We start from the raw sequence: 26,563 nt of genomic DNA on the forward strand, positions 1-26,563 counted from the left end.
ATTTAATAATCTGAGAAAATTATGACAATTCAAGCACGTTTAAAGGATGAACTTTTTGAAAAGGATACTTCAATTGCACCTGTAGCACTTGCTGCAATAAACACTAAAAATAAGCAGGCCCAACCTGAAAAGCCAAACGCTGATAGCCCATTATCAACATTAATTAACGAGCTACTCACCCCGTTTGAAGGCTACGGATTAAAAGATCTTAATAACGCCAACTTAATGAACCGTGTAGACAGCAAGTTTATGCTGCCACTGTCTTTTTTACCTGAGCTACTAACTCACTTACAAGGCCAGTACCGTGTGCTTGATATACAAGGTAAGCGCTTATTCTCTTATTATAATCAGTACTTTGATACGCCCGAGCTTGATTTATACAAAGCCCACCATAACGGTAAGCTTAATCGCTACAAAGTGCGCCAAAGACGCTACGTTGATACCGCCACCGAATACCTAGAAGTAAAACTAAAAAACAATCAAAGCCGTACGGTTAAAACACGTATCAAGCTCGAAAAAAACAACGAGCAAGCCCATTGTACTGCGTTTATGAAAGAACAAATGAAAAACAGCTTTGCACATTTAAACGTAACCCAACAAAGCGGCTATAACCGAATAGCCTTAGCCAACGAAGAAAAAGCCGAACGCTTAACGCTTGATTTTAACCTGTGGTACAACACCCCAAAAGGCGATAACAAAATAAACCTACCGGGCTTTTTTATTGCCGAACTTAAGCAACGCAAAAAAACAAAACACTCGCCATTTTATAAGCTTATGAGCAAACACCACATATTCCCTGTCTCGTTTAGTAAATACTGCATTGGCTGTGCTTTGCTCTACCCCGAGCGCTTAAAAGTAAACCGCTTTAAACCTGTTTTAGCCCGTTTAAAACACCTTAACCGCACTAACCCGCTTTTACCTTTAGAGAATAATTAAAATGACAAAATTAGATCTTATTTTTCTTTCCCGTTTTTTAGTAAACATCCTATCGCTGGCTGTACTTTGCTATGGCTGTTACTTTCGCATAAGTAAAAATGCAGTGGTGGCAGGCTCGTTTATTTTATTTGGCGTAGGCGTTTTTATTATTACCTTTTTGCTGCATGGCGTTGATATGTCAATGGAATTTGCATTTGGCCTATTTGCGGTATTTACCATGCTAAGGTACCGCACTGAGTCTATTTCGATTAAAGAAATGACTTACTTATTCCTCGTTACCGCCATTGCTTTACTTACCTCTGTAGGGCAAATGAGCTTAATTGAGCTAAGTATTCTTAACGGCATAATTTGCTTAATTGCCTTTTTGATTGACTCAAGCGTATTTGTAAAACGCTACGAAGTACAAAGCGTGTGCTACGAGCGCATAGAAAACATAACTCCGCAAAACCAAGCCACACTCATCCATGATTTAAAACAGCGCACGGGCCTAAACGTAGTGGCTGTAGATATAGAACACATCGACTTTTTAAGAGACGTAGCGCAACTAAAAGTAAGTTACTTAGCCGAAAAACAAACAAAGGCAGCCTAACATGACCTCTAAACTAACTATTTCTACAGTGGCGCTTTCAACACTTTGTTGTTTTGTTAGTAACGCAAGCTTTGCCAAAATTAACGATGATATAGACCTAAGCGGCTATATCATGCTCGACTACAACAAGTTTGATACCTCATTATTAGAGGATCAATACGACAGCAACAGCTCAGAAAGTACCTCAGAAATACGCCGCGCTCGCCTAAGTTTTAAATCAGACATAAGCAAAGACTGGAAAAGTAAATTTCAACTTGGCTTTGCCGATGGCGAAACCGAAATAAAAGACGCCTACCTAAAATACTCAGGCTGGAAATATGCTGATTTAACCATAGGCCAGCAAAAAGAAGGTTTTGGCCTAGAAAAAATAACTAGCTCTCGTAATTTATTAATGCTCGAACGCAGCATGATAAGTGAAGCGTTTTCGCCAGGGCGAAGTTTAGGTATTAGCCTTTCAGGAGAGATAGCCTCAGTAAATTGGCAACTTGGTTATTATCAGCCCGACGAAGACGAAGCAACATCTGCTATTACAGGGCGGGTAGCCTGGGTGCCATGGCAGCAAGATACTAACTTATTACACTTAGGCGTCGCATTTAGTGAGAGGCAGTACGACGGTAACGAATTTAGAGTAAATGAACCACTTGAAGTTTATACCGCCGACTCATTAATAGAAGGCGAAAAAATTAATGCCGATAACCTCTCGCAGCAAGGTATAGAGCTGTTATGGCTTAAAGACAGATTGACCATGATGGCCGAGTGGCAACAAGCACAAGTAACCAGTATTGAAGAGTCAACCAATGATTACGAAGGCGGCTATTTGCAATTTGGTTATCAGCTATCGGGCGGATACCGTAAGTATAAAAACGCAAAACTAGGCGCAAGCTCAGAGCCAGGCTGGGAGCTCACTGGCCGCTATAGCCTACTTAAGCTCAAGCAAGAAAACCAAGACGCAAAAACCTACGCCCTTGGTGTTAACTACACCGTAAACAAGAATATAAAGTTTATGGCCGACTACATTAAAGCCGACTACTACGAGGCAGGCGGTACTATCACATCGGGCAATGCAATCTCATTAAGGCTGCAATACTCGTTTTAATGCGCTTGCGTGTTAAGCCAGTTAATCTAAAACTATAAAGCCCTGTGCTAAACGTTACGTTTAACACAGGGGCTATTTTAAAAGAGCTGTTATAAACTCTCTAAAGGTAACTTATCAGGCTGGTACTTATCCCACTAATTACAGTAAGGCAATTTAAGCTTGTGAGCTTGCCACTCTCCTCGTTCATTAATGATGGCCGTTCAATAAAAATGAACAGCTGAGATTAGTGAACGAAACTTGACTAGCGTTCAATTTATATTTATGTTCATAAACAATGAACAGTTAAATTTAGTGAACAAATGATGGACCACGGGATAATACAGGCAGCTATTGAGAAATTAAACTTGCAGACGAGTTTAGGCGCAGAGTATAAAGCTTTTAAAAAAGAGTGTACTGAAGGCGAACTCGCTTTGCCTAATGTTAAAAGCAATTTAATTATTAAATGCAAAAAGCACCTAAATACAACCACCTTACAAAAGTATATTGCTGAATTAAAAATAAAAAATCAGATAACCAATGCCCTATTAATTACTGAGTACATCAACCCTAATCAAGCAGCTCTATTAAAGGAGCAAAATACATCCTTTATAGACCGAGTTGGTAACACGTATATTAATTGCTCCCCAATTTATATTGATATTCAGGGAAATAAGCCCGAAAAAGCCCACAATGAAATAGCCTTAGCCAAACAATTAGGTAAGGCATTTCAACCCAAGGGTATGAAAGTAGTATTTATGTTTTTAGTGCAACCGGAGCTGGTAAATAAACCCATGCGCACAATTGCAAAGATGGCCGAGGTTGCACTGGGAACGGTTAAACAAGTAATTGACGATTTAATATATCAAGAGTTTATAGTTCAAAAAGACCAACACACTAAAACAATCAACAATTCAAAAGCTTTACTAGAGAAGTGGTTAGACGCTTATCCTGTAACTGTTGAAGCTAAATTAAAACAAGAAGTCTTCACTACTGATAACACGGAGCTACTACAAAAACTTGAACTAAATAATGTAAATGCCATATGGGGAGGCGAATATGCTGTTCAACAATATGATGATTATTTAAATACAAAAAATTATCTAATTTACGTAAGCCCTGAACATAAAAAAGTCATTTTAAAAACTGCACGATTACGAAAAGTAAAAGCAGAAGATAATATAAACGATGCAGTAACAAAAGTAGTTTTAGTGGAGCCATTTTTAGCTATAGAAAAACTTGTTGGGTCAAAGACTCATTTAGCACACCCGTATTTAATTTATGCTAATTTATTAGCTAGTAGAGACACAAGAAACATAGATGCTGCAACGAGGTTTTATGAAAAGCACATCGCTTAATGTCGTTGGTAAATTACCACGAGGGTTAGTTGGCCTTTATCAAAAAATAAACGCCCATACTGAAGCATTAGGGATCCCTTACCTAGTCATAGGTGCTACCGCCAGAGACATTATACTCCACCATGGCTACGGTGCTGCAATTGAGCGAGGTACAAGAGATATTGATTTTGGTATACAAGTCCAAAACTGGGACCAGTTTGAACAGTTAAAGGAGCATCTGCTAAAAAATGGTTTTACCCCTGATCAAACAAAAGTACACCAGCTAGTAACTACCGTTCCTAACGGTGAGAGCTGGGAGATTGATATTATTCCATTTGGAAATATTGCTGGTGATGGTAACTCTATTACTTGGCCGCCACAGCACGATATTGGAATGTAAGTAACAGGCTTTAACGAAGCATTTAAACATGCCCTAGACGTAAAAATTACCAATAACCCCAATCTTAATATTAAAGTTGCATCGCCTGCTGGGATGCTATTGTTGAAGTTAATTTCATGGCTAGAAAGGGAGCATAGCGTTAGACGTAAAGACGCAATGGATATTTTTTATCTCACTAGGCACTACTCAAAAATACCTGATATCGCAGATTCACTTTATGAGGATGACTTTATGGACGCTCAAAACTATGATGAACATAAAGCGAGCACAATGAAACTAGCCACTGATGCTTGCAGCATCGCTAACGAAGAAGTTCTTTCATTCATTAATGAAAAATTGTTCAATATTGAGTCCAAAGTAGACAATTTAGTACTAGATATAAGCAGAGCAGTTCAAATTGAATATAGTGATGCTGAAGAGCTTTTAAGTATTATTTCTGAGCAGCTAAATACTGCTTAACTGTTTCAATAGCTCCTTTGTTTTATATATAAAGTAATCGCTATTGAAACCGCCGGATGCAATTTTCTTATTCCCATAAGTTACTAAAACAGCTTTGCTTATATGTTCTTTCTCATTCAAGCTTGGAATTGGGACCTATATACGGCGAGGATTTAATAAGTGAATTTCCAATAGAAATTTGGAATATTTCCCATTCAATGCTGGAATTGAGCTTATTTCTCAATTAACGCTGGAAGGGATCACCCGTACGTTGCTAGCCACCCAAGTACATTAAAGGTTTAAGGATATAGTTAATTTGATAGGCGTACTCTGGCAAACTTCGCTAGTGCGACATCGGCAGGCACTGGCAAACCTTGATATATGAAGTCAAAATTTGACTCTTTTGACCCAAAAATTGTTGACTAAAATAGGCGACGCAGGAGCAAAAGCCCACTGTTTTTAGTCCTTATTGATTTTCTTGTTAGTGTTCTTTGCTTTAATAATGAATTTCATAGCGCCTAAGTAAAAAAACGGCAACATAACATATGCGAGTAAAAGAGAATCAAAAAACAGTATCCAATGAAAAACTACAGCTTTCTCTTTGGAGTTACAGAGATCGCGAGATAATATCTCAAAGCAAACTCCATCAGATGAACCTAGAATATAAACTCCGATTCCAAAAAGTACTAAAGCGATCAAAACTCTTTTGAACATTTCAGCTTTTAACTTTTTGCTAGCCTTGACCCTCAGCTGAAACCTCCTTGAACACTAACATCCCGCTTAGGGGCAATAACACGTGGGCTAAAATTTGGAGCGAAGCGACTGAGTCCACGTATTACTGTCCCAGGGAGCTTGCGACCGACTTAATGTGATTTTTCAACGTTTAATTACCAATCAGCTGCATACTGTTTATTTGCTTTAAAAGCCTCGACTTCTAAAGGTGCTTTGTCATAACCAAATTCAGCTATGTCAGAGAAGTGCTGAGTTATCACTTGGTCAAGACTAGATCTTTCGATTTGTAGCACATGAACCAATTCATGAGCCAATTTTGGTCTATTGAGCTCATATCCATTACGAACATAAATGGAATACCCGAAAGCCTGAGCATTATTAGTAATACCTTCACCAATAAAACCTAGTGCTTCACCTAGTGTTTTTAGAGCGAAGTTTTCGTATGGAAACGGTACTTCTTCAACATGTACAATCCTAACTTTCTCTGGTTTTTGAATTCCTATATCAGCTGCCAAAGCTAATTCTCGTGAATTTAGCGGAATTCCTGACTCCGAGCCTTTTCTTTCAGTTTCATAAGCCCAGTCAACATACTGCGGTATCAATATGTCTGAGATGATTTTCTGGTATGACAGTGCTGCACCAATAATTAAAGCAAATAATATTATCACTGTAAGTTTGAAAAATTTCATTCAATTCAAATCCCTTTAAAAATTCCTACTAACTTGCAAAACAACATAACTTTAAGCTAAGGGGCGCAGATGCGTGGGGCATAATGGCGAAGCCGCCCCGCGTATAGGCGTCCCAGCGACCGGAGGGAGCGAGCTTGAGCGTTTTGTTAGAAGTGCCATGCTACCAACCCTCCAAATGTGTACCAACTTCTTTGCCTTTTTCGAGGTCATCCTTTGCAAGGTAGCCAAATCTGTTATGTTCATTTCGCATACTTAGCCTATGAAATGTAATGCAAAAAAGTAAATATACAAACCAGAAAAAGAATAATAATCCACTAAACAATAATGACTTTTCTACTAAATCTAAGCCATCCCTAAAAAATACAATCGGAATTCCAATTAGGGCAACAAGCCAAGAAATATGTAAAAAAGAGACTTTTGCAGCGGTCTTTAAAATAGTGGAGTTGTAATAAGACATTTGCAGATCCTTCTGGCGCTTCTAACAATTTAATAGTACGCTCGTCGCGCATATTTCTAACGACTTAGCGCTCATTTATCAACTTTATATAGTTTTAGCAAATAACCTAAGGTATTACTATCACTAAGTTTTCTAAAATATTTGAGTTAAGTTAAATAGATCAATATGCGCGTGCAGCTTATTTTCATGAATATATGCGCAAAAAGCAATTTGACCAATCAATTAACTACTATATTAAGCCAATCTCAATAACTGGTTTTCGCTCATAACCGCCTTAGAACATTTGCATTGCGACATTTATCTTGGCCGCTAACACCGCTCTATTAATATGAGGTACAACAATAAACCGCTATCCATACAGTAATAAACCAAAAAAGATAAAGTATGGAATTTTAGTTGGGAATCTCTGTTTAATTAGTTTGTGCCTAAAAACTAAATTCGATTCTCTATGAAGAAAAGTCTATGATAAAAACCCAAATAAGGAACAACACCATCGCTACAAGCACGGCCACATATGGCTCTTCATTCCAGATGTGTGACAAACCATTCCAAAACCGAATGAGAAAGAACAAAAAGATCCTCTTTGATCAAACTACTCAATAATTGTACTAAATAATGCAATTAGTCATAAATCTGTAACTTTGATCCGCGATAATCTCTATCCGATAAATGAATAGACTCAAGAAGATTAAGTAAGATGAGTACACCCTTAGTGCAACTAACATTTGCACTGCAATCATTTGATGATTCCATGTCTGCGGCGATGAGCCACGCTATGGAATATGAAAAGCTATCGCTAAAAGCCAATGCTGCGCATAACATTACGCTGCAGTGTGTGTTGCCTGATGGCGCAAATGAGAGCGATGTTATTTCACTAAGTGCAACGCAGCCCAGTGCGCGTGGGGCGCAGTATTTTACTGAAAAAACGCTGAGCAATGCAGACCTTGAATCTGGTACTGTAAATCTTACTTTAAGTAACATTACACAAAGCCAGTGTTTTGTAGTGCAAATGATGCTGCACGGAAAAAATACGACCTTAAAAGAAAGCCAGCAACTCGATGTGTACATTAAAGCATTTGAGCAAGGCTATATTCCTGAGCAAATAAAAACTGAACATACCAAGTCACAGGGCGTTCGTAGCTACTTTGCGAGTATGGGTTCTACGTTTTTATCGCTGTTTTAGTGCTGATTGCACTTAAATTACGCGACGCTACTTATAAGTTATTAATCTGCAAAACTTACTTTACCCATAGTAACTCCAGCGATACCCTGCGCGGTATTACTTAGGTGTTGCTGCTCTCCGGCTAGGCATTCGTTTGCTAAAATAGCAAATAACACGGCCTCTTTTGCGTCGGGGTTTATACCTAAACCGTCGGTATTTTTAAAAGCTTTAATATGTGGGCAAAGCGTTGTAAGTTGCGCCATTAGTAATGGGTTATGAATACCCCCACCACTTGCATACACCACACAATTTTGTTCGCGCTCTGCACACTCGTTTAATGCATTTGCTATAGCGGTTGCTGTAAAGGTATTTAAGGTGGCCATTACATCTTCATGGCTTAAGTGCTGTGTATTTGTAAGCTGCTTTGCGGCGTTTAAATACGCTAAGTTAAATACCTCAGGCCCTGTAGTTTTAGGCATTGGAAGTTCAAAAAATGCGTTATTACACAATGCATTTAATAATGGTGTATTTACCTTGCCTGCTTTTGCTATTTTTGCGCCATCGTCATAATGCATATCTTTAAAATGTTGCTGCACGTAGGCATCCATAATGGTATTACCGGGGCCAATGTCGGAGCTAAATACACCGTTTGCATCGCCATTTTTGGGTAAAAACGTTAAATTAGCTATGCCGCCCATATTTAGCAAAACCCGACTCTCCACAGCGCTCGAAAAATACAAATAATCGCCATACACAGCAAGTGGTGCGCCCTCGCCTCCTGCGGCTATGTGTTTTTGCCTAAAATCACCAATGGTTGTAATACCCGTAGTAACGGCTATTTGGTCGCTATCGCCAATTTGTAAGGTGCCATTAGTAAAGCTTTTGTGGTTATGCTGCGACTGCGGGCAGTGGTAAATGGTTTGCCCGTGGCTTGCAATTACATCAATACTTGCCGGGTTTATATCCCACTTAGCTAAGCACTGATTAACCATATTGCCATGGAGTTTACCTACCCACGGGTGCAGTAAAGTTACAAGCTCTAAATCACACTCTCTTTTGGCAAATACCTGCTTTATTTTAGTTTTATAATCGTCGTTGTAGTCAACGGTGGTAAAATTTAAAACCTCAATGTGTGTATTTAAGCCTGCGCCCGTTACCTTACACAGTGCAACATCAAGCCCGTCCAACGAGGTGCCGCTCATTAAACCAATAATTAAACGGCTTGGTTTTAGGGCGCTGTTATAAAGCGCTTTAATGTGAGGGTGCATAGTGGCATCTAAAATAGGTGTAATATTTTGCTTATATTAGAGGACTTTAAAACAAAGTAATAGCCGTAAAGCGTTTAATTTAGGTTCTGATTGTTTAACTCTTAAATGATTGTTAAGTTAGTGTGCATACTAAAAATTTATGAAAAAATATGATCACCCTCAGAGAATTTAAAGCCCAAGACGCGCCTTTTATTATTAACACCTTAAATGATGAACAAGTAACGCGTTATTTATCGTCAAAAATTCCGTTTCCGTATACGCAAGCCGATGCAAACTGGTGGATAAGCCAAGGCTCAAAAAACGGCATTATTAAGGCCATTGTTGTAAATGGGCAATTTGCGGGCTGTATTGGTATAACTCCCGGCGAATTTGAATACAACCGCAGTGGCGAAATTGGTTATTGGCTTAATAAAGCCTATTGGGGGAAAGGCATTATTACTCGCGCTATTGAACTTATATGCAATGAAGCGTTTGCAAGCTCACACTTAAATAGAATTTTTGGTGCCGTGTTTGCTGGTAATACCGGCTCTATGAAAGCACTTACTAAGAGCGGCTTTGAGCAAGAGGCTGTGCTTAAACAGGCCATTTATAAAAACGGGGTATTTTACAACAATCATATATTTAGTAAGCTCAAAGCAGACTAATTACTCTAATTAAATTTGCGCAAAGGTTGAATTATCAACCACCCGCCCAAAACTCCTTTATTAAGGTACGCATTGTACATATTCATACTGCTTAGCCGCGCATTATTGTTTAGCTGAACACGATTTTTAAAGCGTAAACATTCGGTAAGTAGTTTATTTATATTAATAGGAGATCTTTTATGTCTACGACTAGTCGCCAACTTACTCTTGAATCACGCCCTAATGGCGCTCCAACAGATGAAAACTTTAAATTAAAAACGGTAGAGCTTCCGGCTTTAAAAGACGGCGAAGTTTTACTACGTACTATATACCTATCGCTAGACCCGTACATGCGTGGTCGTATGAGCGATGCTAAGTCGTACGCTGATCCAGTTAATATTGGTGATGTAATGGTTGGCGCAACAGTGTGCCAAGTAGAAGAGTCTAAAAACGATAAGTTTAACGAAGGCGAATGGGTACTTGCCTACACAGGTTGGCAAGACTACGCCATTACCGACGGCGAAGGCTTAATGCAGTTAGGTAAAGAGCCTGCAAACCCTTCATACGCATTAGGTATTATGGGTATGCCTGGCTTTACTGCTTACATGGGTTTACTTGATATTGGCCAGCCTAAAGAAGGCGAAACCGTAGTTGTTGCAGCAGCAACAGGTCCAGTAGGTGCAACGGTTGGTCAAATAGCTAAAATTAAAGGCTGTAAAGTAGTCGGTGTTGCTGGTGGTAGCGAAAAATGTGCACACGCCGTTGAAAAACTAGGGTTTGATGCCTGTATTGATCACAAAGCTGATGACTTTGCAGAGCAGTTAGAAAAAGCCTGTGATAAAGGCATTGATGTTTACTACGAAAATGTGGGCGGTAAAGTATTCGACGCCGTATTACCACTATTAAATACCGCAGCACGCGTACCATTGTGTGGTTTAGTATCGCAATATAACGCTACTAGCTTGCCAGAAGGCCCAGACCGTTTAGGTATGCTAATGGGTCAATTGCTTACTAAGCGTATTAAAATGCAAGGCTTTATCATTTTTGATGATTACGGCGACCGTTACGACGAGTTTGCACAAGACATGCAAAAATGGCTACAAGACGGAAAAATTCAATACCGTGAGCACATGGTAGAAGGCATCGAAAATACAGTAGACGCGTTCAACGATATGATATGCGGTAAAAACTTTGGTAAAACTGTGGTTAAAATTAATAACCCACTTTAATTTTATACGGCTTGTAAGGCAAAGCCCTTACAAGCCACAAAAGGACTGGCATGATTAAACTACACCATTTAAATAAATCCCGTTCTAAACGTATAATTTGGCTTTTAGAAGAGCTAGATGTTGACTACGAAATTGTGGCTTATCAGCGTAATAAAGACACATTCCTAGCACCTGACGAACTAAAGCATATTCATCAACTTGGTAAGTCACCGGTAATTGAAGATGGCGGTTTAATTATTGCTGAATCAGGCGCTATTACCGACTACCTTATTACTAAATACGGCAACGGTAAATTTGCTCCAAAAGTAGATACCGCTGAATATGTTGACTACCAGCAATGGCTGCACTTTGCAGAAAGCTCAGCTATTTTACCGCTTTTACTTAAAATGTTTGTTTTAAAAGATGGCGCTAAAACAGAGTTTTTAGAAAATTATGCCGACGCTGAAACAGCCAAAGTAATTAGCTATTTTAACGACCGCCTAGAAGGTAAACGTTATTTAGTGGGCGATACCCTAACGGGCGCTGACTTTATGATGTCGTTTATTGTTGAAATAGTCAAAAACTCAGGTCAATTAGCGCACTTTAAAAACCTTGTTAAATACGACGAGCAATTGCAAAGCCATGAGAAGTTTCATACAGCTAATGAGCTAGAAGCAAAGTACGACTAAACCTTTATATAATATTTTATATAACACTAGGGGCATTTAGCCCCTTTTTTAATACCTGTAAAATATGCCCCGCCAAAGTTACGCTTGTAAACTAAATTAACAATCACCTACCTTATTGCTAATAATACTTTAATTAATAAGGCATAATGCTGCTATTGTTTAAGTATTTTCACTAATAATACAAGCTGCTCTTGCGCGTATTGACTCACACTTGGGATCAACCATGACCATAAACATGCGTTTAACGACCGGCTTTGGCGTAATTTTATCAATGATGATTATTTTAACCATTATTGGAATTTCGCGCGTTAGCCTTATTAATAATAACATTACCCACATGACCGACGTAAATTCGGTAAAGCAACGTTACGCAATTAACTTCAGAGGCAGCGTACACGACAGAGCAATAGCCGTGCGCGACGTAGTGCTAATTACCGAGCAAAGCAGTTTAAGTACCGTGTTAAATAACATACAAGAGCTAAACGCATTTTACCAAACGTCAAGCCGCGCTATGGCTAAGCTAATGGGTGATATGAATAGTGAAGAGCGCGCTTTAATTAATAAAATAAATCAAATAGAGCAGCGCACTCAGCCTTTCATTCAAGGTGTAATAAACGCTAAAAATGCAGGAAACCTAAACGAAGCTAAACGCATTTTATTAACCGATGCGCGCCCTGCGTTTACCCAGTGGCTAAATGTTATAAACCAATTTATAAACCTGCAAGAGCAAGCAAATCAAACCACCACTATTGATACTCTCGATATTGCCAGTTCATTTGAAATTTGGATGATTTCGCTCACCGCGCTTGCAATTTTAATAGGTGCAAGCGTTGCGTATGTTATTAGCCAACTGATCAGAAAGTCAGTAGGTGGCGAACCACAAGAAGCCGCCGAAGTAATTGCCCTTATTGCCCAAGGAGACTTAAGAGGTGATGTGCAGTCGTGCTGCCCAAATAGCATGATGGCTTCTGTAGGGGTTATGCAATCTAAACTAAAAACCATTGTAGATAGCATTATTAACTCATCTGAAGAGCTTTCTACGCACTCTGCAAGCGTAGCGTCTGGCTCGCAGCAAGCACTTAGTGCCGCTGACGCACAAGTAACTTATACAAACTCGGCAGTAAGCAGCCTAGAAGAAATGAGCCGCAGTATTAATGCTGTTGCAGGCTCTGTTAAACAAACAGAAGATAACTCAAAAATAACCGCACAATTATCGCAGCAAGGTAGTATTGCAGTGCAAAAAGTAGCGGCCGAAATTGAGCAAATTTCAGTAACCGTAAAAGCCACAGTTACCCAAGTAAACGTGCTGCAAGAACATGTAAAACACATTGGCGATATTTTAAGTGTGATCCGCAGTATTTCTGATCAAACAAACTTGCTTGCACTAAATGCGGCAATAGAAGCTGCAAGAGCAGGCGAAACTGGCCGAGGTTTTGCTGTTGTAGCTGACGAGGTAAGACAGCTTGCCCAGCGTACTGGTGATGCAACAGGCGATATTGAAAAGATGATTTTGCAAGTACAAGAAAACACGCAAGCGTCGGTAACAGCTATGGAAACCACAGTACCGCAAGTAGAAAATGGCCTAACGCTTACTCACGAAGCAAACGAGTTACTGCATCAAATACAGCAACAAGCTAACGACTCATTAAGTAACGTGCTTGAAATTGTTGAATCAACATCAAACCAAGTAGCCACCGTGGCGCAAATTAGTACCGGCGTAGAAGAAATTGCCAGTATGTCTAAAGAAACCAGCATGTCGCTTAACAGTAACGCACAAGAAGCTGTTGCATTAGCTGACCTTTCAAACACGCTTAAAAAGTATATTAGCTACTTTAAAGTTTAATTTTTTATAGTAAGTAAACAACAAAGGGGCTTTTAAGCCCCTTTGTTGTTTATGTACTTTAATAATAGCGGACTATATACCCGCTAAATCGCGCTCGGTAATACACTCGTCTGAGGCCATTTCAAACTCGCGGCAAACTAATGGGCGGTTTTCGTAAATGGAGCACATAAGCGTGTTGCGGTCGAGTGCTTGGCACCAACCGTCGTCAGCGCGTTTCATTACTTCGCTGCCCCATTTATCGTATTCAATGTAGTTAAATGGCACGCCGGTGTCGGTTACTATTCGCACTTCTAATTGGCAACAACAGGCTTGGCAGTTAGCACACGTAACAGGCTCTGGGGTAGTAGAAATATTTTCAACAGGAATAACAATATGAGGCATAGTGGCTTACTTTTTTGAATAAGCCACTAGGATACAGTAACTAATTTAACGCGCTAGTAGTTTTGCTTTTATATCGCTGTAACGCATCTGCTCGCACAGTGCAAAACCACTCAATTGGCGCACTTTATTACGTGCAAATAACGGTACACTCATCCCCGCTAAAAAGCGGCATTGGGTTTCAATACCCACATTGTGATTACCTTTATCTGCCATATGCGCTAAAAACTCATCTACCTTTTGATAAATAAGTTGCTCGTCAATATATGCAGGCTCTATAGAGTATTCAAGCTTAACCGCATGGCCTCTACACACACTACAATGCCCACATTGCTGTGGTGCATTTTGATCGTCAAAATAGCGCGCTAAGTTATAGCTTAAACAACTTTGTAGCTCAAAAAAGCGTACCAGTGCAGCAATACGTTTAATTTCGGCTTGTTCTTTATCACTAAAGTAGTCGTGTAGTTGCTGGGCAAGTTCTGGGTTATTTATAACCTCGCTATGCACTTTGTATACTTGGGTAATACGTTTGGTTTCGAGCGTTATTAGGTTTTTTTCGGCTAGGTAATCAAGAGCAGCCACTACGCGTTTTCGATCAACCTGCGCGGCTTGCGTAAGGGAGTCAAAATTTAGCGTGCCCCATATTTTTTTAAAATCGGTATGGCTAAATATTTGTGTTAAAAATGCTTGGCGTTGCTCGTCAAACTGACTTAGTAGCTCGTTTTTATCAACCAAAAATTTGTACTTAAAATCAGCGTAGTAGGCATATTGCGGCGTTATAGCGCCTTGCATTTCAAGCTGTACAAGTAAGGTTTTAAGTGCCAGTTGGCGAATATTACTTTCGCTTGATAAGCTGTATTCTTGCATTTCCCATTGCTGGTGGCTTTGGCGAATATCGTTAATTACGTATTCAATACCGCTAAGCTCAGGGGTGTCGCCATATACAAAGTTTTCAACCGTATTTAGTCCATCCAAATTGGCAAGGGTGTAGCAGTTTGATGGATTGCCATCGCGCCCTGCTCGGCCAATTTCTTGGCTATAGTTTTCAATCGATTTTGGTAAATCGTAATGTATAACAAAACGAATATCTGACTTATCAACACCCATACCAAAGGCTATGGTTGCCACCACTACGTTAATTTTACCCGCCATAAAGTCATCTTGAATTTGCCAGCGTAGCGTATCTTCAAGCCCCGCATGATACGCCACCGCATGCACACCTTGTGCACTTAGCACATTAGCAACTTGCTCGGCGCTTTGCTGTAGCGTTACATACACAATACCAGGGCCATTTTGCGCGCGCACAATGTTGGTAAGCTCGGTATTTTTATCGGCGGTTTTAACGCTCAACACACTTAAATCTAAATTAGCGCGGTAAAAGCCCGTTTGCACAATACACTCAGGTGATATAGCAAATCGCTCTGCCATATCGCGTTTAACTTTTTTAGTCGCCGTTGCCGTAAGCAGCAATACTAAAGGAATATTAAGCTCTTCGCGGTAACGTGGCAGTTTAAGGTAGTCGGGTCTAAAGTTATGGCCCCATTCTGATATACAGTGCGCTTCGTCTACCACTAACATCGAAAGCGCCACCTGGCTTATAAACTCTCTAAAACGCTCGTTTTTAAAACGCTCAACCGACACCATTAGTACTTTAATTTTACCATTTCGCACATCATTCATTACGGTGCTGCTTTGCATTTGATCTTGGCTAGAATCAAGGCTTGCCGCGTAAATACCTTTGCTATTTAAAAAGCTAATTTGATCTTTCATCAATGCAAGCAAAGGCGAAACCACCAAGGTTAAATTTGGTAAATGCAATGCAGTTAATTGATAGCACAACGATTTACCAGAGCCGGTCGGAAATATAGCCAACGACGATTGACCATTTAAAAGCTGCTCTATAGTTTGTTGTTGCCCTGTTCTAAATTGACTAAAACCAAAGTGCTGCTCAAGTGATTGAATTAGTGGCGTGGTCATAAATGTCCTTTTCGGTGTATTTAACAGCAATTTAACTGCACAGCTAAACTATAAGAAAGTGAGTATAACTTATATGCCTTTATTCAGCATTTTTTGCTGACATCACCTTTATTTAAGCGCAAAATAGAACACTATAAAATGAGTAGTAACTGCTTGTTGCCAAAATAATTTATTGATACCCAAGTCATCTTAAAAAACTAATAAAAATACAGATCACTTGGGTATATTATTTTTGAGGGCAACGTTATGAATATTACTACACCTAAAATCGTCGTTATTGGCGGTGGTGCTGGCGGATTAGAACTCGCAACGCAATTAGGTCATAAATTAGGAAAGAAAAAACAAGCTGAAATTCTACTAATAGATAAAAACCGTACCCACATATGGAAGCCGTTACTGCACGAAGTAGCGACAGGCTCTATTGACCCCGATTTAGATGGCGTTGTGTATTCAGCCCATGCTGCAAAACACCACTATAACTTTCAACTTGGTACTTTTTGCAATATAGATCAAAGCAATAAAACAGTTACCCTTGCACCACTTTTAGATGAGCTAGGCCACACAATTTTACCCGAGCGCACCGTGCGCTACGACCACCTAGTGATTGCCATTGGCAGCGTAAGTAACGACTTTAATACCCCAGGTATAAAAGATCACTGCTACTTTTTAGACTCAAACCAACAAGCAGAGCGCTTTCAGCATTCATTACTAGATAGCTTTACACGCCTTCACCAAGACGACAACCAACAGCAATCACTTAATATTGCCATTGTAGGCGGCGGTGCTACCGGTGTTGAACTCTCAGCTGAGCTTTATCATGTGTCTGAACTATTAAAGCTTTATGGCTTAACAAATATGTCGTCTAAGCGTTTGCATATTCATTTAATAGAAGCCGGACCACGTATTTTACCAGCATTACCAGAGCGTATTGCCGTAAGTGCCAAGCGTGAGCTATTAAAGCTTGGCGTAAACGTGCGCGAGCAAACACAAGTAAAAGAAGGCACCGCACAAGGCTTTATCACCAAAGACGAAGAACACATTGATGCCGATATTATGGTGTGGGCGGCGGGCGTAAAAGCACCTGATTTTATTAAAGACTTAGGTATTTTTGAGCTGACGCGCAGCAACCAAATTCAAGTAAACGAGTTTTTACAAAGCACCGTAGACGAAAGCATTTTTGTATTAGGTGATTGCTGCGCATTTACCCAAGCCGACGGCAAGCAAGTACCACCTCGTGCACAATCGGCGCATCAAATGGCGCAGTGCGTCGAAAAAAATCTAATCGCAACGCTAAAGCAGCAACCACTGCGCGGCTTTAAATACAGCGACCATGGCTCACTTGTTAACTTATCAAGCTACAGCACTGTAGGTAATTTAATGGGCAACCTAACCAGCAATACCTTTTTTATTGAAGGTAAAATTGCCCGCTTTATGTATATATCTTTATACCGTATGCACCAACGCGCCATACACGGTAGCGCAAAAACCTTTGCATTATGGATAAGCGAAAAAGTGCTGCGTGTAGTGCGCCCTAAAATGAAGTTGCACTAATAAATTAAGTACGCTCACAAAACCACAAAAAAGCTTTAAGAGTTAATAAGTATTATCTCTTAAAGCTTTTTTGCACTTTGCGTACCTAAAGTAGTACGATGTGAGAATATTTTAATAACATCAAAGGATTGGCGGTTATGAAAAAGCTACTTCTCGGACTTATAATTATAGCGGCTTTGGCAGTATATCTATTTAAAACCCAGCCTAACACAGCCGCTGTAGAGCAGCCCAACGTGGCTGCACCAAATGCCACTGAGCCTAACTTAGTTAATAAAAAGCAGCCTGCAGAAGGCACCCCGCTACGAATAGTCACAGATCTAAAAAAAGATATTCGCCTTTGCAGAGATCAATCACAGCAACAACATATAAAAATAAATAATTTAAACCAATCGCTTGTTTCATTTTTTGTGAGTGAGCTTAAAAAAGGGACGTCGGTCCCTACGATTTTAAAGTATGCAAACCTATCAGAAATCAATAAGCGTCAATACATTGCCTTTTTGAGAGATGCCATAGTTACTGAGCAAAAACAGCAGCTTAATATTACTAGCTCTTTAAACGAATTAGCTAATTGGCAAGGCATTGAGGCAATTAAAGGCTTCACCAATGATAAAGTAAAAGAAATGATTCAACAGCTTGGAGATAATAAGCATAGCCCTCCAGGACTTACTCTGAGTGTACCCCTTGATGAAAATGTACAAAAAGAAACCCTTTATGCTTTATTAAACAACACAGATACATTTACCACTTACTCTAAAACGTTTATTAAACTTGAAGGTAGTGAGGTTATTTCCCCGGCTACATTGTTTGTGCTTAATGCAAATAAATTTACGCCAAAAGAGTTTGAGCAGGCAATTTCATCTAACCAATTTACAGTAAATGAAGTAGCTACTGCGATTAAAAACAACATTCCTAATGAGTATATTTTTGCGCTTATGAAGCAGGTACCGGCACTGGATGCTATGCCGCTGTACGAAGAAAATTCTGTTTTATATAACATGGCTGATATTGCCGTAAGCCAGTTTAATTTACCGCTTGTAAAAGCACTGCAGCAACTAGGCGTAACACCAACCAATCAGCCAGGCTTATTTACGGGTTTAGACGTTGCAATAGTAAGCCTGCCTAAAAGTGGTAACTTAACGCTAGCCCCCTTAGATGCAAAGCATACTCAAATGTTAAACTACCTTACAGAGCAGGGCTATAAAGCTCATAGCCGCAATGCTAGTGACGCTCTAAATAGCAAAGGCGTTTCTTTTGTAAGTGATTTTATTTACCAGCAAGGCGCCTATATTAATGGCCAGGAAAACCCTGAGCAATATGCTTACTTTAACCCTATTGGTAAAATAGACAACGCCACATTGCCCCAAGTGAGTGAGCCCGATAATTCTGATGTTGCACGTTTTTTAGTAGATTTGAAGCAACAAAAGGAAGAGCTAGATAATAAAAGACAAAACTGTGAACTATTACAGCAGCAGCTAAGCGCTACTGAACAATTACACTCTACTATGCGAGCATATAATACGGTGCTAGAGGTAAAAAAAGAGCACGGTAATAACTTCGAATATGTTTTACAAGAACAAGACCCCGTATTAGTTAATTACTGGTGGAGTATACTAAGTAATCAGCTTTCAAACGATAGAAGTCATAACGCGTTCAGCGAATATTTGTCTAAAAAAGATTACCAAAAAGCTTATGAGTACAGCCTTAGTACACCATTAACTCAAACAGAAACCGATACACTTTTTTCATTCCTACTATTAGAGCCTCATGACTTTATAGCGATCTGGCAAAGCCGAGTTGAACCTAAGCCACCGAGTGATTTAGCAAGATTAAGTCGTTTTCCTCTTAGTCAATGGCAAAAGCTTAAACAAGCTGGTTTTGATTTTTCGATTACCGATACGTATGAGCGCGACGTTTATGTACAAGCTGCATCGTCTTCTGTCGAGGTAGTACAATTTCTAATTAACAATAAAATACCCGCTGATTCAGAAAAATTAGGCGTAGATATACTCGACTTAGCGCTTGAGCAAAGCTACACCAAAGGGGAGTTAAGCCCAATGATTCCTTTAGCCCTGCAGCTTGTTGAAAAAATTGAACCGAATCACCTTTCTCGCACAGCACGATTAAAAACGTTTTATCCTGAGGTTTACGAGCAATTAATTAAGTTAAACCCCGCATTAAAACCCGCAGAGGGCACGCAGCTAAATCACTATACTTTTAATAGCCTATAACCCGCACTTTTAATACGCCAACAAATTAGTTGGCGTATTTGTTACTAACCCAAATATTGTCTTTAATATTTAACATTGTCTGTGTAGAGTATTTAAAACAACTAAGGAAATTGGGTTATGACGGGTAAAACGCTAATTTTTAACTTTGACGGCACAGGAAACGAGCCCCGTGATGCAGAGCAATTTAGCTCAGAGCATTTTAAAGAAGACTCTAATATTACCAACATTCTAAAATTGCATTTACTGCTTGGCGGTAAATTAGAAGACTCCCCCATTACTCCTTTTGCTAACCAACTCAGTTTTTATTATCAAGGTATTGGCACTAAAGGCAGCCGCCTTAAACGCATTTTAAACCAAACCCTTGCACCTCGTGGTGACGACGTAGCCAGTATTTTAAATCAAGCGTTAAGCGACTTTAAAGCTCACTACCTAATAGGCGATACCATACTGCTAACGGGCTTTAGCCGAGGCGCTGCACTTGCTAGGCGTTTTGCCAAAATCCTAGAGCCTTTAATTGCTGATAATGTTTACGTATGTGTGTTTGATACCGTCGCCTCTATTGGCTTATCAAAAGTAAGTAAAGCCACACGCGGCGCAGAGCACGTTATTTTTGAAAACCACACCATTGCCAACAACATTACTCACGCGCTGCACTGCGTAGCCCTTGACGAAAAACGCCGCGCCTTTGAACCCACACTCATGAACCATCAAAGCAATATTACCGAGCTATGGTTTGCAGGAGCGCATTCAGACATTGGCGGCGGTTACTACCGCGATGGCCTAGCCGATATTTGCTTGCGCTACGCACTTGAGTGGTTAATAGAACAACCGCTTAATATTTCGTTACTCACTAGCCACGATATAGATTACGAAACCCTACTCCCCGATAGCAACTTAGTAGCACAAGATGACGTAACCGTAACGCCCGATCCGCTCGCATTAAGCCATCAACAAAATTACTTTTGGTTTAACCCATTTTTTAAATTAGTAGATAGGCAGTGTTATGTATTAATTGATGACGAAGCCAGCAACCTTAAGCCTTTAGTGCACTTCAGCGTAGCCGAACGCATTAATAAGCTAACCAGTTACCGCCCAGAATCGCTAAAAAAACTGCATTACAAAATTAGCTACAACGACAACACCACACTTAGCTTTATTGGTTTAAGCCAACATATAGAACTGGCTAATCAAAACATGAATGTGCTGAGCATTAACCAAAGCCAAGATGTAATGGTATTTGCCTCAGAGCAATACAACGCAACCGGCCTTATGCTAGAGCTAGGCGCTACGTACCGCTTTACCCCATACCCAAATCAATATTGGTTTGACGATGGCATAAAGTGCACGCCATTAGGCTGGAACCGCGATAACGTACAACTTGGCGTAAAAGAAATCCCCATGGCTGTGCTTGAACCATTTAGACGATTTCCTCGCGCACAATGGTTTTCACTTATTGGTGCTATAAATAAAAACGACGACCACCTTTTTGAAATAGCCAACGGCGCCGACATTAAAATGGATAAATCTGGCGAGTTTTGCCCATTCGCAAACGACTTAAGCCGCTTTTACGGCGCTAATGCCGGTAAAATAAAAGTGAAAGTAACGCGGTTGGGATAAGAGGTAACCGAAGCTTTTAAATTGTAGTCTGGAATTTACATCGCGCTTTGGCTTTATAAAAACACCATGCGAGGTATAAAACCTCACCTACAACAATTAAACCACTGCACTGAACAAACCCGTAGGTGCGATTTTACATCGCGCTTTGGCATTATAAAAAACACCATGCGAGGTATAAAACCTCACCTACAATAATTCAACCACCACAATCAACACTACAAAGCCCGCCTAAACACCTGTAGGCGCTCAGCTTGCTCGCGCGAAAAGCGAAGCTTTTAAATTGTAGGTGCGATTTTACATCGCGCTTTGGCTTTATAAAAACACCATGCGAGGTATAAAACCTCACCTACAACAACTCAAACACCACACTCAACAAACCCGTAGGTGCGATTTTACATCGCGCTTTCGCTTTATAAAAACACCCGCGAGGTATAAAACCTCACCTACAATAATTCAAACACCACAATCAACACTACAAAGCCCGCCTAAACACCTGTAGGCGCACAGCTTGCTCGCGCGAAAAGCGAAGCTTTTAAATTAAATAAAACAAATATCAGTTTTAATGTTCACTATAAAACTGATAGGTTATTATTACTGTTTTTATCAATGGTTACTTTTTCGTGGCAAATGAAGTTATACAAAAAATAATTGAGTATTTACATCAAAACACCGACATTGATGTAGTTTGGCTATATGGCTCCCATGCAAAAGGGACAGCTCAGCCTCATAGTGACATTGACTTAGCCATAGCATTTAAAAACTTTGATCTGGAATCGTTCGATAAGCGCCTTAGGCCAAAAGAGCTTGAGCTTGAAATAAGTAATGCACTTAATCTTAACGAACAACTTATTTCGATTGTTGATATAAATATTATTCCAAGTTATTTAGCTTTCAACGTTATTGAATATGGAAAAATAATTATAAGCAATAATAGTGTTAGAGCGATGAAAGAGCAGCAGCGTATATATAGCCAGTTCGAATTTGAAACCATAGCGAGTAAACATGACTGATACCGGAATTACACTTTATTTAAGTGAAGTAACACGCCATATTGACGAATATATGCAAGAACTCGACGAACTCAGTCAAATCGATTCACTTAATAGTAGAGACTACCGAGCTGCAGAGCGATTACTACAGTTAATGACCGAGGTGTGTATTGGTTTATCAAAGCATTGGCTAAAGCAGCACAAAAGTAGTACCAGTAGCAACGCCTATCAAACATTTAGCGAACTTACTAATTTGGGCTTTTTGAGCGAGGCAGAACTACTGTCATGGCGTAAAATTATAGGCTTACGAAATGCTCTTGTTCACGATTACTTAAATATTGACCAAAGTATCGTTAAAACAATCATTAAAAAGCAACACTACACAACTATGCACGCATTTAGTATTAAAGCGATTACAGAGCTAAACAAAGATTCATAGATAAAACCTCACCTACAATAATTAAACCACTGCACTGAACAAAACCGTAGGTGCGATTTTACATCGCGCTTTGTTCTTATAAAAACATCATGCGAGGTATAAAACCTCACCTACAACAATTCAAACACCTATTCGCCTCACACAATGAGGCGAATAATATGTGTAATTGCCTCATTAGGCAATTTTGTAACGTGTACTACGCCCACCTGCTTGGGTTTTTGTTAAAAATCCAAGCGTTTGCAAGTCCGATAAATGGCGTGTTGCGGTTGCACGGCTAACCTTAGCTACCTTTTGATACTGACTCGCACTAATACCCTGTTCAAATTGGCCATCAAGTAACTTATTAAGCACTTTTACTTGCTGCTCACCTAGCTTTGTTTGATCTTTACTTGCCCAGTAATTGGTTTTAAAAATTGTTTGCTCAATATTATTAAGCGTATGGTGTATCGCATTATCAAGCGTACATAAAAACCATTTAACCCATTGGGTAATACAAAGATCTCCACGTTGAGTGGCTTCAAGCACCTCGTAGTAGCTTTTTCTGTCTTCTAAAATAGCCACCGACATAGCGTAAAACCGAATTGACTCAGCATGTTCTTGCGCTAATGCCAGGTCGGTTATAAGGCGTGTAATACGCCCATTACCATCCTCAAGTGGATGTATTGTTACAAACCATAAGTGTGCGATAGCTGCCCGAATAAAAGGATCTATTTGAGGTTCGTTTTGCGTTTTGTTAAACCAGTTAAAAAATAGCGAAAGCTCTTTATTTACTCGCTCTTTAGGAGGCGCCGTAAAATGTAATACCGGTTTATCTAAGCGCCCCGACACCACTTGCATTGGCTCGTCACCACGCAATTGCCCGCCCTCAATTTTAGTAAATAAGCTTTGCTCACCTGCAAACAATAAGCGATGCCAATTAAGCACTCGCTCTAAATTAAGCGGTGAGTCTGTGTTATTTATTGCATCAAGCATAATCTCTGCAAGATTATCGCTTTGCACTGTTGTTGGGTAAGGTTGCTCATTAATATTGAGCTTTTTAGCAAGAGAAGAGCGAACCGAAAATGCATTAAGCTTTTCACCCTCAATCGCACTGGAGTGAATAATATTTGCAAGTAAGGTATCAAGGGCTTGCTGCTTTTGTTGAGCACTTTGCACGCCCATACGCCCTACTAATAGACCTTGATTATATGAAAGCTCCCTTAGTAAAGGAGCAAGCGCCGCAGCATCCCACGTAAAGTTTGGCCAGTTTTGCTGTTGCCATATCCACATAGTCTTTAGTCCTAAAGGTAATTAGCTTCAGTCTATGTTATTTATTTGCCTCATGCAATGAGGCGAATAGAAGAGTTAATTGCCTCATTACTTTTAAGCGTTAAACAGAACAATAATTCATTTTTCAATGGTAAAAACAATCCATTTATAAGCGAGGTATAAAACCTCACCTACATCATTGCAAACACCACTCTCAACAAAAGCGTAGGTGCGATTTTATATCGCGCTTTGGCTTTTAAATAAGGCCAAGCTCAACACCTGTAGGCGCCCAGCTTGCTCGCGCGAAAAGCGTAGCTTTTAAATTGTAAGCCGGAATTTATCTCGCGCTTTTAATTTTAATTTACAAATATCGCGTTGATGCTGACAACCAAAATATGAATTTATCACTCAAAATACGTGTATTTATTTTCTAATATTTAAATAAATGCATATTTGGTAGTTGTATTATTTGCTCACTCAGCTTATTTGCAGCTTTATTAATTATTTTTATGCACAAATCAATGTGTGCTAATTCAGCAGTAGACAAGTTATTTTTAACAGCAGAAACTTTAGCAGTATCAATTGCGGCTAATACAGAGTCAACGGTTTGACTCATAAGTAGTTGCATCCGTGGTAGTGAAATAGCAAATTCATCAGCAAAATCAGCTAACATATAAGCTGTAATCTCATTAGTAAAATTGCCTGCACTTTGCGAATTATGCTCACCCACTGACATAGCATAACACCTTGATATTTTGGGCTGTAGATAGCCCATATAACGGTCAATGCTTCCCTGCTCAATAATAGCCTCTATATTTACCAAGTCGTAAAACGGCGTAAGCTCTAAACCATTTTTACCAACAAAAAAACTAATGTTTTTGCCATGAGCATCGTAATTACGTACTAAAATATTAAATGTCATCCAACGAATAAGCTGAGCCTCATACGCTTGTACATTCGTTGTTTTAACATTAAAGAGTTTTGCAAAAGAAACGCCATCTCGAATATAAATACCATCCCCATCATCACCATGCTGACGCTCATATTTATAAGAAGGAGGTAAATTAGTGGCTTGGCAACCATCAATAATATGACGACGTAATACACGGCTTTGATCTTGTGTAACGCGCCTATCAAAGCGATCTATTACAAATACTCTTATATCTGCGTAAGTGCGCAACTCAACATGGGGAACATTGAGCCCCGACTCTTTTGCCAAAAGCATGGTAAAAAGTTCATTTACTGCAATGAAAGGCGCGGTACCTGTTTCAAATTTAAAAATTTTATTAGAACATAGCTCCCCTTCACCAAATCCTAATTTACTATCGATTTCGAGTAGGTTTAGTTTGTCTTGAACGCCAGCAACAGAGAGCCGAGTTCGGCCATCCCAATGAGTAATTGGTTCTCCAACTTGTACAAAGCGTTTAAGTTTTTGGCTTAGCTCGTCACTAGGGTCTGCTGTTCTTTCAAGGTTAAATTTGCAGCAGCCTGTTTGGTATTTAGGCAAGGCAGAGCCTATGCAGTGTGGTTATTCCCCATAAATGGGCGATAACGTAGCATTAATGCCAAACAGGCGCTGCCCAAAGGGTTCTTCCTAGGAGCTATTTACTCTTTGTTGCTCGGTTTTTACTTAGCCCACTAGGTTGCAAAGCTCGCGTCGCGATTAAATAGCTCCTAGTTTGGACAAATTTTAATCCGCAAAGATCAACAGACCCTAGTTACTTCACGAAAAGATGTTTGCTTTAAAGTACTGTTACTTGCTCTAAACGACAAAGCGCCTGACGTTTCCTCGCCAATTACTTTAATCAAACCAAACGTATTATTTTTAGAGATAGTAGTACTACTTATAATCTCATCAAGACCTTTGCCCTCGGGTAATAAGTTTTGTAAATAATTACGCACATCACGTGAGTCAAAATCACCATTGAGCGGTAAGTGTGGTGAAATAGCAAAACCCTTATTAATCCACTCAGGCTCATAGGTAAATGCAATTTCATTTTCAGAGCCTATATCAAGGGCTATCGCACCTATCTTCTGCGTATGCCCAATAAATACATCTAAGCTATTTTTTTTAATACCACTGCTCATCGCTCACCTCATCCTTGTTATTGTGGTGCGACTCGTCATCACTGACAAGGCTAAACGACAACCCCAAGTATTCCATCACTTTGAGTACATTAAAAAACTGCACATTCACATCACCTTTTTCTATTTTTATCAGCGTAGGCTTTGAAATATTAAGTGCTTGCGATACATCAACCAGCGTAAGCTTCATGCCTGTTCGCTTTGAAGTAATCGCTTTAGCGAGTCGCACCGACGAAAACGGCTTTGATAGATCAGGCATTTCAGTGCGCTTAACAACTCTTCCAAGTGTTTTTTTTGCTGGTAATTCACTCATTAAAGGTCAACTATAGTTTACTTATACAATTTATTTTAGGGTAGCCCACCCAAAAGTCAAATATAACTTACTTTTAAGTTTGAACGTATATTTACCTCCTATAAGTAAACTTTACTTTATTTATAGAGAGTAAAATAAAACCACAACCCCATAAGTAAAACATAAGTTACTTATGGGAAGTTAATGACATTTTGAGCTTAATAGCCAAGCTCAACACCTGTAGATACCATCTCTCATTTTAAGCTTCAAGGTCGTATTTAACTTTCTTGGAGCTTAAACGCTTCTTGGTTTTTTA

At 39.6% G+C, this 26,563-nt stretch carries 25 protein-coding genes and 1 pseudogene; 17 read left to right on the forward strand and 9 right to left on the reverse strand.

What is annotated here, in order from left to right:
• Positions 1–21 precede the first annotated feature (21 nt).
• The 7 genes and pseudogenes from QMA08_RS18905 (at position 22) to QMA08_RS20330 (ending at position 4,793) form a co-directional block, all read left to right on the forward strand.
• Complete coding sequence (locus QMA08_RS18905) at positions 22–936, forward strand: polyphosphate polymerase domain-containing protein (RefSeq protein ID WP_290175231.1); 915 nt, start codon at positions 22–24, stop codon at positions 934–936.
• A gap of 1 nt (position 937) precedes the next feature.
• A complete protein-coding gene (locus QMA08_RS18910) occupies positions 938–1,525 on the forward strand; it encodes a DUF4956 domain-containing protein (RefSeq protein ID WP_039037236.1) in 588 nt (195 codons plus the stop codon).
• Between the two features lies 1 nt (position 1,526).
• Positions 1,527–2,621 carry a porin gene (locus tag QMA08_RS18915; protein ID WP_290175232.1) on the forward strand — a complete coding sequence of 365 codons (1,095 nt, stop codon included), beginning with the start codon at positions 1,527–1,529 and terminating at the stop codon, positions 2,619–2,621.
• A gap of 299 nt (positions 2,622–2,920) precedes the next feature.
• Positions 2,921–3,955 carry a type IV toxin-antitoxin system AbiEi family antitoxin gene (locus tag QMA08_RS18920; RefSeq protein ID WP_290175233.1) on the forward strand — a complete coding sequence of 345 codons (1,035 nt, stop codon included), beginning with the start codon at positions 2,921–2,923 and terminating at the stop codon, positions 3,953–3,955.
• On the forward strand, positions 3,936–4,334 hold the full coding sequence (locus QMA08_RS18925) for a hypothetical protein (RefSeq protein ID WP_290175234.1): 399 nt from the start codon (positions 3,936–3,938) through the stop codon (positions 4,332–4,334). The genes QMA08_RS18920 and QMA08_RS18925 overlap by 20 nt, the downstream gene beginning before the upstream one ends.
• Before the next feature lie 39 nt (positions 4,335–4,373).
• Positions 4,374–4,553: pseudogene (locus QMA08_RS20325) on the forward strand (nucleotidyl transferase AbiEii/AbiGii toxin family protein); the annotation flags it as partial.
• A gap of 12 nt (positions 4,554–4,565) precedes the next feature.
• Positions 4,566–4,793 carry a hypothetical protein gene (locus QMA08_RS20330; RefSeq protein ID WP_356783460.1) on the forward strand — a complete coding sequence of 76 codons (228 nt, stop codon included), beginning with the start codon at positions 4,566–4,568 and terminating at the stop codon, positions 4,791–4,793.
• Positions 4,794–5,659: 866 nt separating this feature from the next.
• Here the strand turns inward: QMA08_RS20330 and QMA08_RS18935 are convergent.
• Positions 5,660–6,193: a hypothetical protein gene (locus tag QMA08_RS18935; protein ID WP_033022044.1), complete on the reverse strand. Its 534-nt coding sequence runs from the start codon at positions 6,191–6,193 to the stop codon at positions 5,660–5,662.
• A 160-nt stretch (positions 6,194–6,353) separates the two neighbouring features.
• Positions 6,354–6,650: a hypothetical protein gene (locus tag QMA08_RS18940; protein ID WP_182673582.1), complete on the reverse strand. Its 297-nt coding sequence runs from the start codon at positions 6,648–6,650 to the stop codon at positions 6,354–6,356.
• A gap of 697 nt (positions 6,651–7,347) precedes the next feature.
• Here QMA08_RS18940 and QMA08_RS18945 point away from each other — a divergent pair.
• Positions 7,348–7,833 carry a hypothetical protein gene (locus tag QMA08_RS18945; protein ID WP_010554987.1) on the forward strand — a complete coding sequence of 162 codons (486 nt, stop codon included), beginning with the start codon at positions 7,348–7,350 and terminating at the stop codon, positions 7,831–7,833.
• A 41-nt stretch (positions 7,834–7,874) separates the two neighbouring features.
• Here QMA08_RS18945 and QMA08_RS18950 read toward each other — a convergent pair whose 3' ends face one another.
• Positions 7,875–9,080, reverse strand: coding sequence for an anhydro-N-acetylmuramic acid kinase (locus QMA08_RS18950; protein WP_290175235.1), 1,206 nt, complete (start codon positions 9,078–9,080; stop codon positions 7,875–7,877).
• A gap of 149 nt (positions 9,081–9,229) precedes the next feature.
• Between QMA08_RS18950 and QMA08_RS18955 the strand changes: the two genes are divergently transcribed.
• The 4 genes from QMA08_RS18955 to QMA08_RS18970 all read left to right on the forward strand — a co-directional run bounded on the left by QMA08_RS18955 (position 9,230) and on the right by QMA08_RS18970 (position 13,443).
• Positions 9,230–9,724: a GNAT family protein gene (locus tag QMA08_RS18955; RefSeq protein ID WP_290175236.1), complete on the forward strand. Its 495-nt coding sequence runs from the start codon at positions 9,230–9,232 to the stop codon at positions 9,722–9,724.
• A gap of 179 nt (positions 9,725–9,903) precedes the next feature.
• The gene (locus tag QMA08_RS18960) at positions 9,904–10,932 is read left to right on the forward strand and encodes an NADP-dependent oxidoreductase (RefSeq protein WP_002962785.1); all 1,029 of its coding nucleotides are present in this window, start codon (positions 9,904–9,906) and stop codon (positions 10,930–10,932) included.
• A 50-nt stretch (positions 10,933–10,982) separates the two neighbouring features.
• Positions 10,983–11,600: a glutathione S-transferase gene (locus tag QMA08_RS18965; protein WP_290175237.1), complete on the forward strand. Its 618-nt coding sequence runs from the start codon at positions 10,983–10,985 to the stop codon at positions 11,598–11,600.
• A gap of 223 nt (positions 11,601–11,823) precedes the next feature.
• Positions 11,824–13,443, forward strand: coding sequence for a methyl-accepting chemotaxis protein (locus tag QMA08_RS18970; RefSeq protein ID WP_039488778.1), 1,620 nt, complete (start codon positions 11,824–11,826; stop codon positions 13,441–13,443).
• 72 nt (positions 13,444–13,515) lie between these two features.
• Here QMA08_RS18970 and QMA08_RS18975 read toward each other — a convergent pair whose 3' ends face one another.
• Both QMA08_RS18975 and QMA08_RS18980 read right to left on the reverse strand, forming a co-directional pair.
• Entirely contained in the window at positions 13,516–13,824 is a 309-nt protein-coding gene (locus tag QMA08_RS18975) for a YkgJ family cysteine cluster protein (protein WP_002962790.1), read from the reverse strand.
• A 45-nt stretch (positions 13,825–13,869) separates the two neighbouring features.
• Entirely contained in the window at positions 13,870–15,798 is a 1,929-nt protein-coding gene (locus QMA08_RS18980) for a RecQ family ATP-dependent DNA helicase (protein ID WP_290175238.1), read from the reverse strand.
• 246 nt (positions 15,799–16,044) lie between these two features.
• Here QMA08_RS18980 and QMA08_RS18985 point away from each other — a divergent pair, with 246 nt between their 5' ends.
• The 5 genes from QMA08_RS18985 to QMA08_RS19005 all read left to right on the forward strand — a co-directional run bounded on the left by QMA08_RS18985 (position 16,045) and on the right by QMA08_RS19005 (position 22,622).
• Positions 16,045–17,349, forward strand: a complete 1,305-nt coding sequence (locus QMA08_RS18985) for an NAD(P)/FAD-dependent oxidoreductase (protein WP_002962796.1) — start codon at positions 16,045–16,047, stop codon at positions 17,347–17,349.
• Between the two features lie 137 nt (positions 17,350–17,486).
• Positions 17,487–19,577 (forward strand): cupric reductase, encoded by a 2,091-nt coding sequence (locus tag QMA08_RS18990; RefSeq protein WP_290175239.1) that lies wholly within the window; start codon positions 17,487–17,489, stop codon positions 19,575–19,577.
• Between the two features lie 117 nt (positions 19,578–19,694).
• The gene (locus QMA08_RS18995) at positions 19,695–21,194 is read left to right on the forward strand and encodes a DUF2235 domain-containing protein (RefSeq protein WP_290175240.1); all 1,500 of its coding nucleotides are present in this window, start codon (positions 19,695–19,697) and stop codon (positions 21,192–21,194) included.
• 620 nt (positions 21,195–21,814) lie between these two features.
• On the forward strand, positions 21,815–22,204 hold the full coding sequence (locus QMA08_RS19000; protein WP_002962075.1) for a nucleotidyltransferase domain-containing protein: 390 nt from the start codon (positions 21,815–21,817) through the stop codon (positions 22,202–22,204).
• Positions 22,197–22,622, forward strand: coding sequence for a DUF86 domain-containing protein (locus tag QMA08_RS19005; protein ID WP_002962076.1), 426 nt, complete (start codon positions 22,197–22,199; stop codon positions 22,620–22,622). Before QMA08_RS19000 ends, QMA08_RS19005 begins: the two co-directional genes overlap by 8 nt.
• 174 nt (positions 22,623–22,796) lie before the next feature.
• Here the strand turns inward: QMA08_RS19005 and QMA08_RS19010 are convergent, their stop codons facing one another.
• From QMA08_RS19010 to QMA08_RS19025, 4 genes are all read right to left on the reverse strand, one after another.
• On the reverse strand, positions 22,797–23,891 hold the full coding sequence (locus tag QMA08_RS19010) for a Fic family protein (protein WP_290175241.1): 1,095 nt from the start codon (positions 23,889–23,891) through the stop codon (positions 22,797–22,799).
• A 409-nt stretch (positions 23,892–24,300) separates the two neighbouring features.
• On the reverse strand, positions 24,301–25,377 hold the full coding sequence (locus QMA08_RS19015; RefSeq protein ID WP_259396064.1) for a HipA domain-containing protein: 1,077 nt from the start codon (positions 25,375–25,377) through the stop codon (positions 24,301–24,303).
• Between the two features lie 197 nt (positions 25,378–25,574).
• Positions 25,575–25,958 carry a HipA N-terminal domain-containing protein gene (locus tag QMA08_RS19020; RefSeq protein ID WP_259396065.1) on the reverse strand — a complete coding sequence of 128 codons (384 nt, stop codon included), beginning with the start codon at positions 25,956–25,958 and terminating at the stop codon, positions 25,575–25,577.
• Complete coding sequence (locus QMA08_RS19025) at positions 25,942–26,268, reverse strand: helix-turn-helix transcriptional regulator (RefSeq protein WP_029753647.1); 327 nt, start codon at positions 26,266–26,268, stop codon at positions 25,942–25,944. Before QMA08_RS19025 ends, QMA08_RS19020 begins: the two co-directional genes overlap by 17 nt.
• Positions 26,269–26,563: the final 295 nt, after the last annotated feature.

The sequence above is a fragment of the Pseudoalteromonas sp. APC 3355 genome, assembly GCF_030407615.1.
Classification (GTDB): Bacteria; Pseudomonadota; Gammaproteobacteria; order Enterobacterales; family Alteromonadaceae; genus Pseudoalteromonas; species Pseudoalteromonas distincta.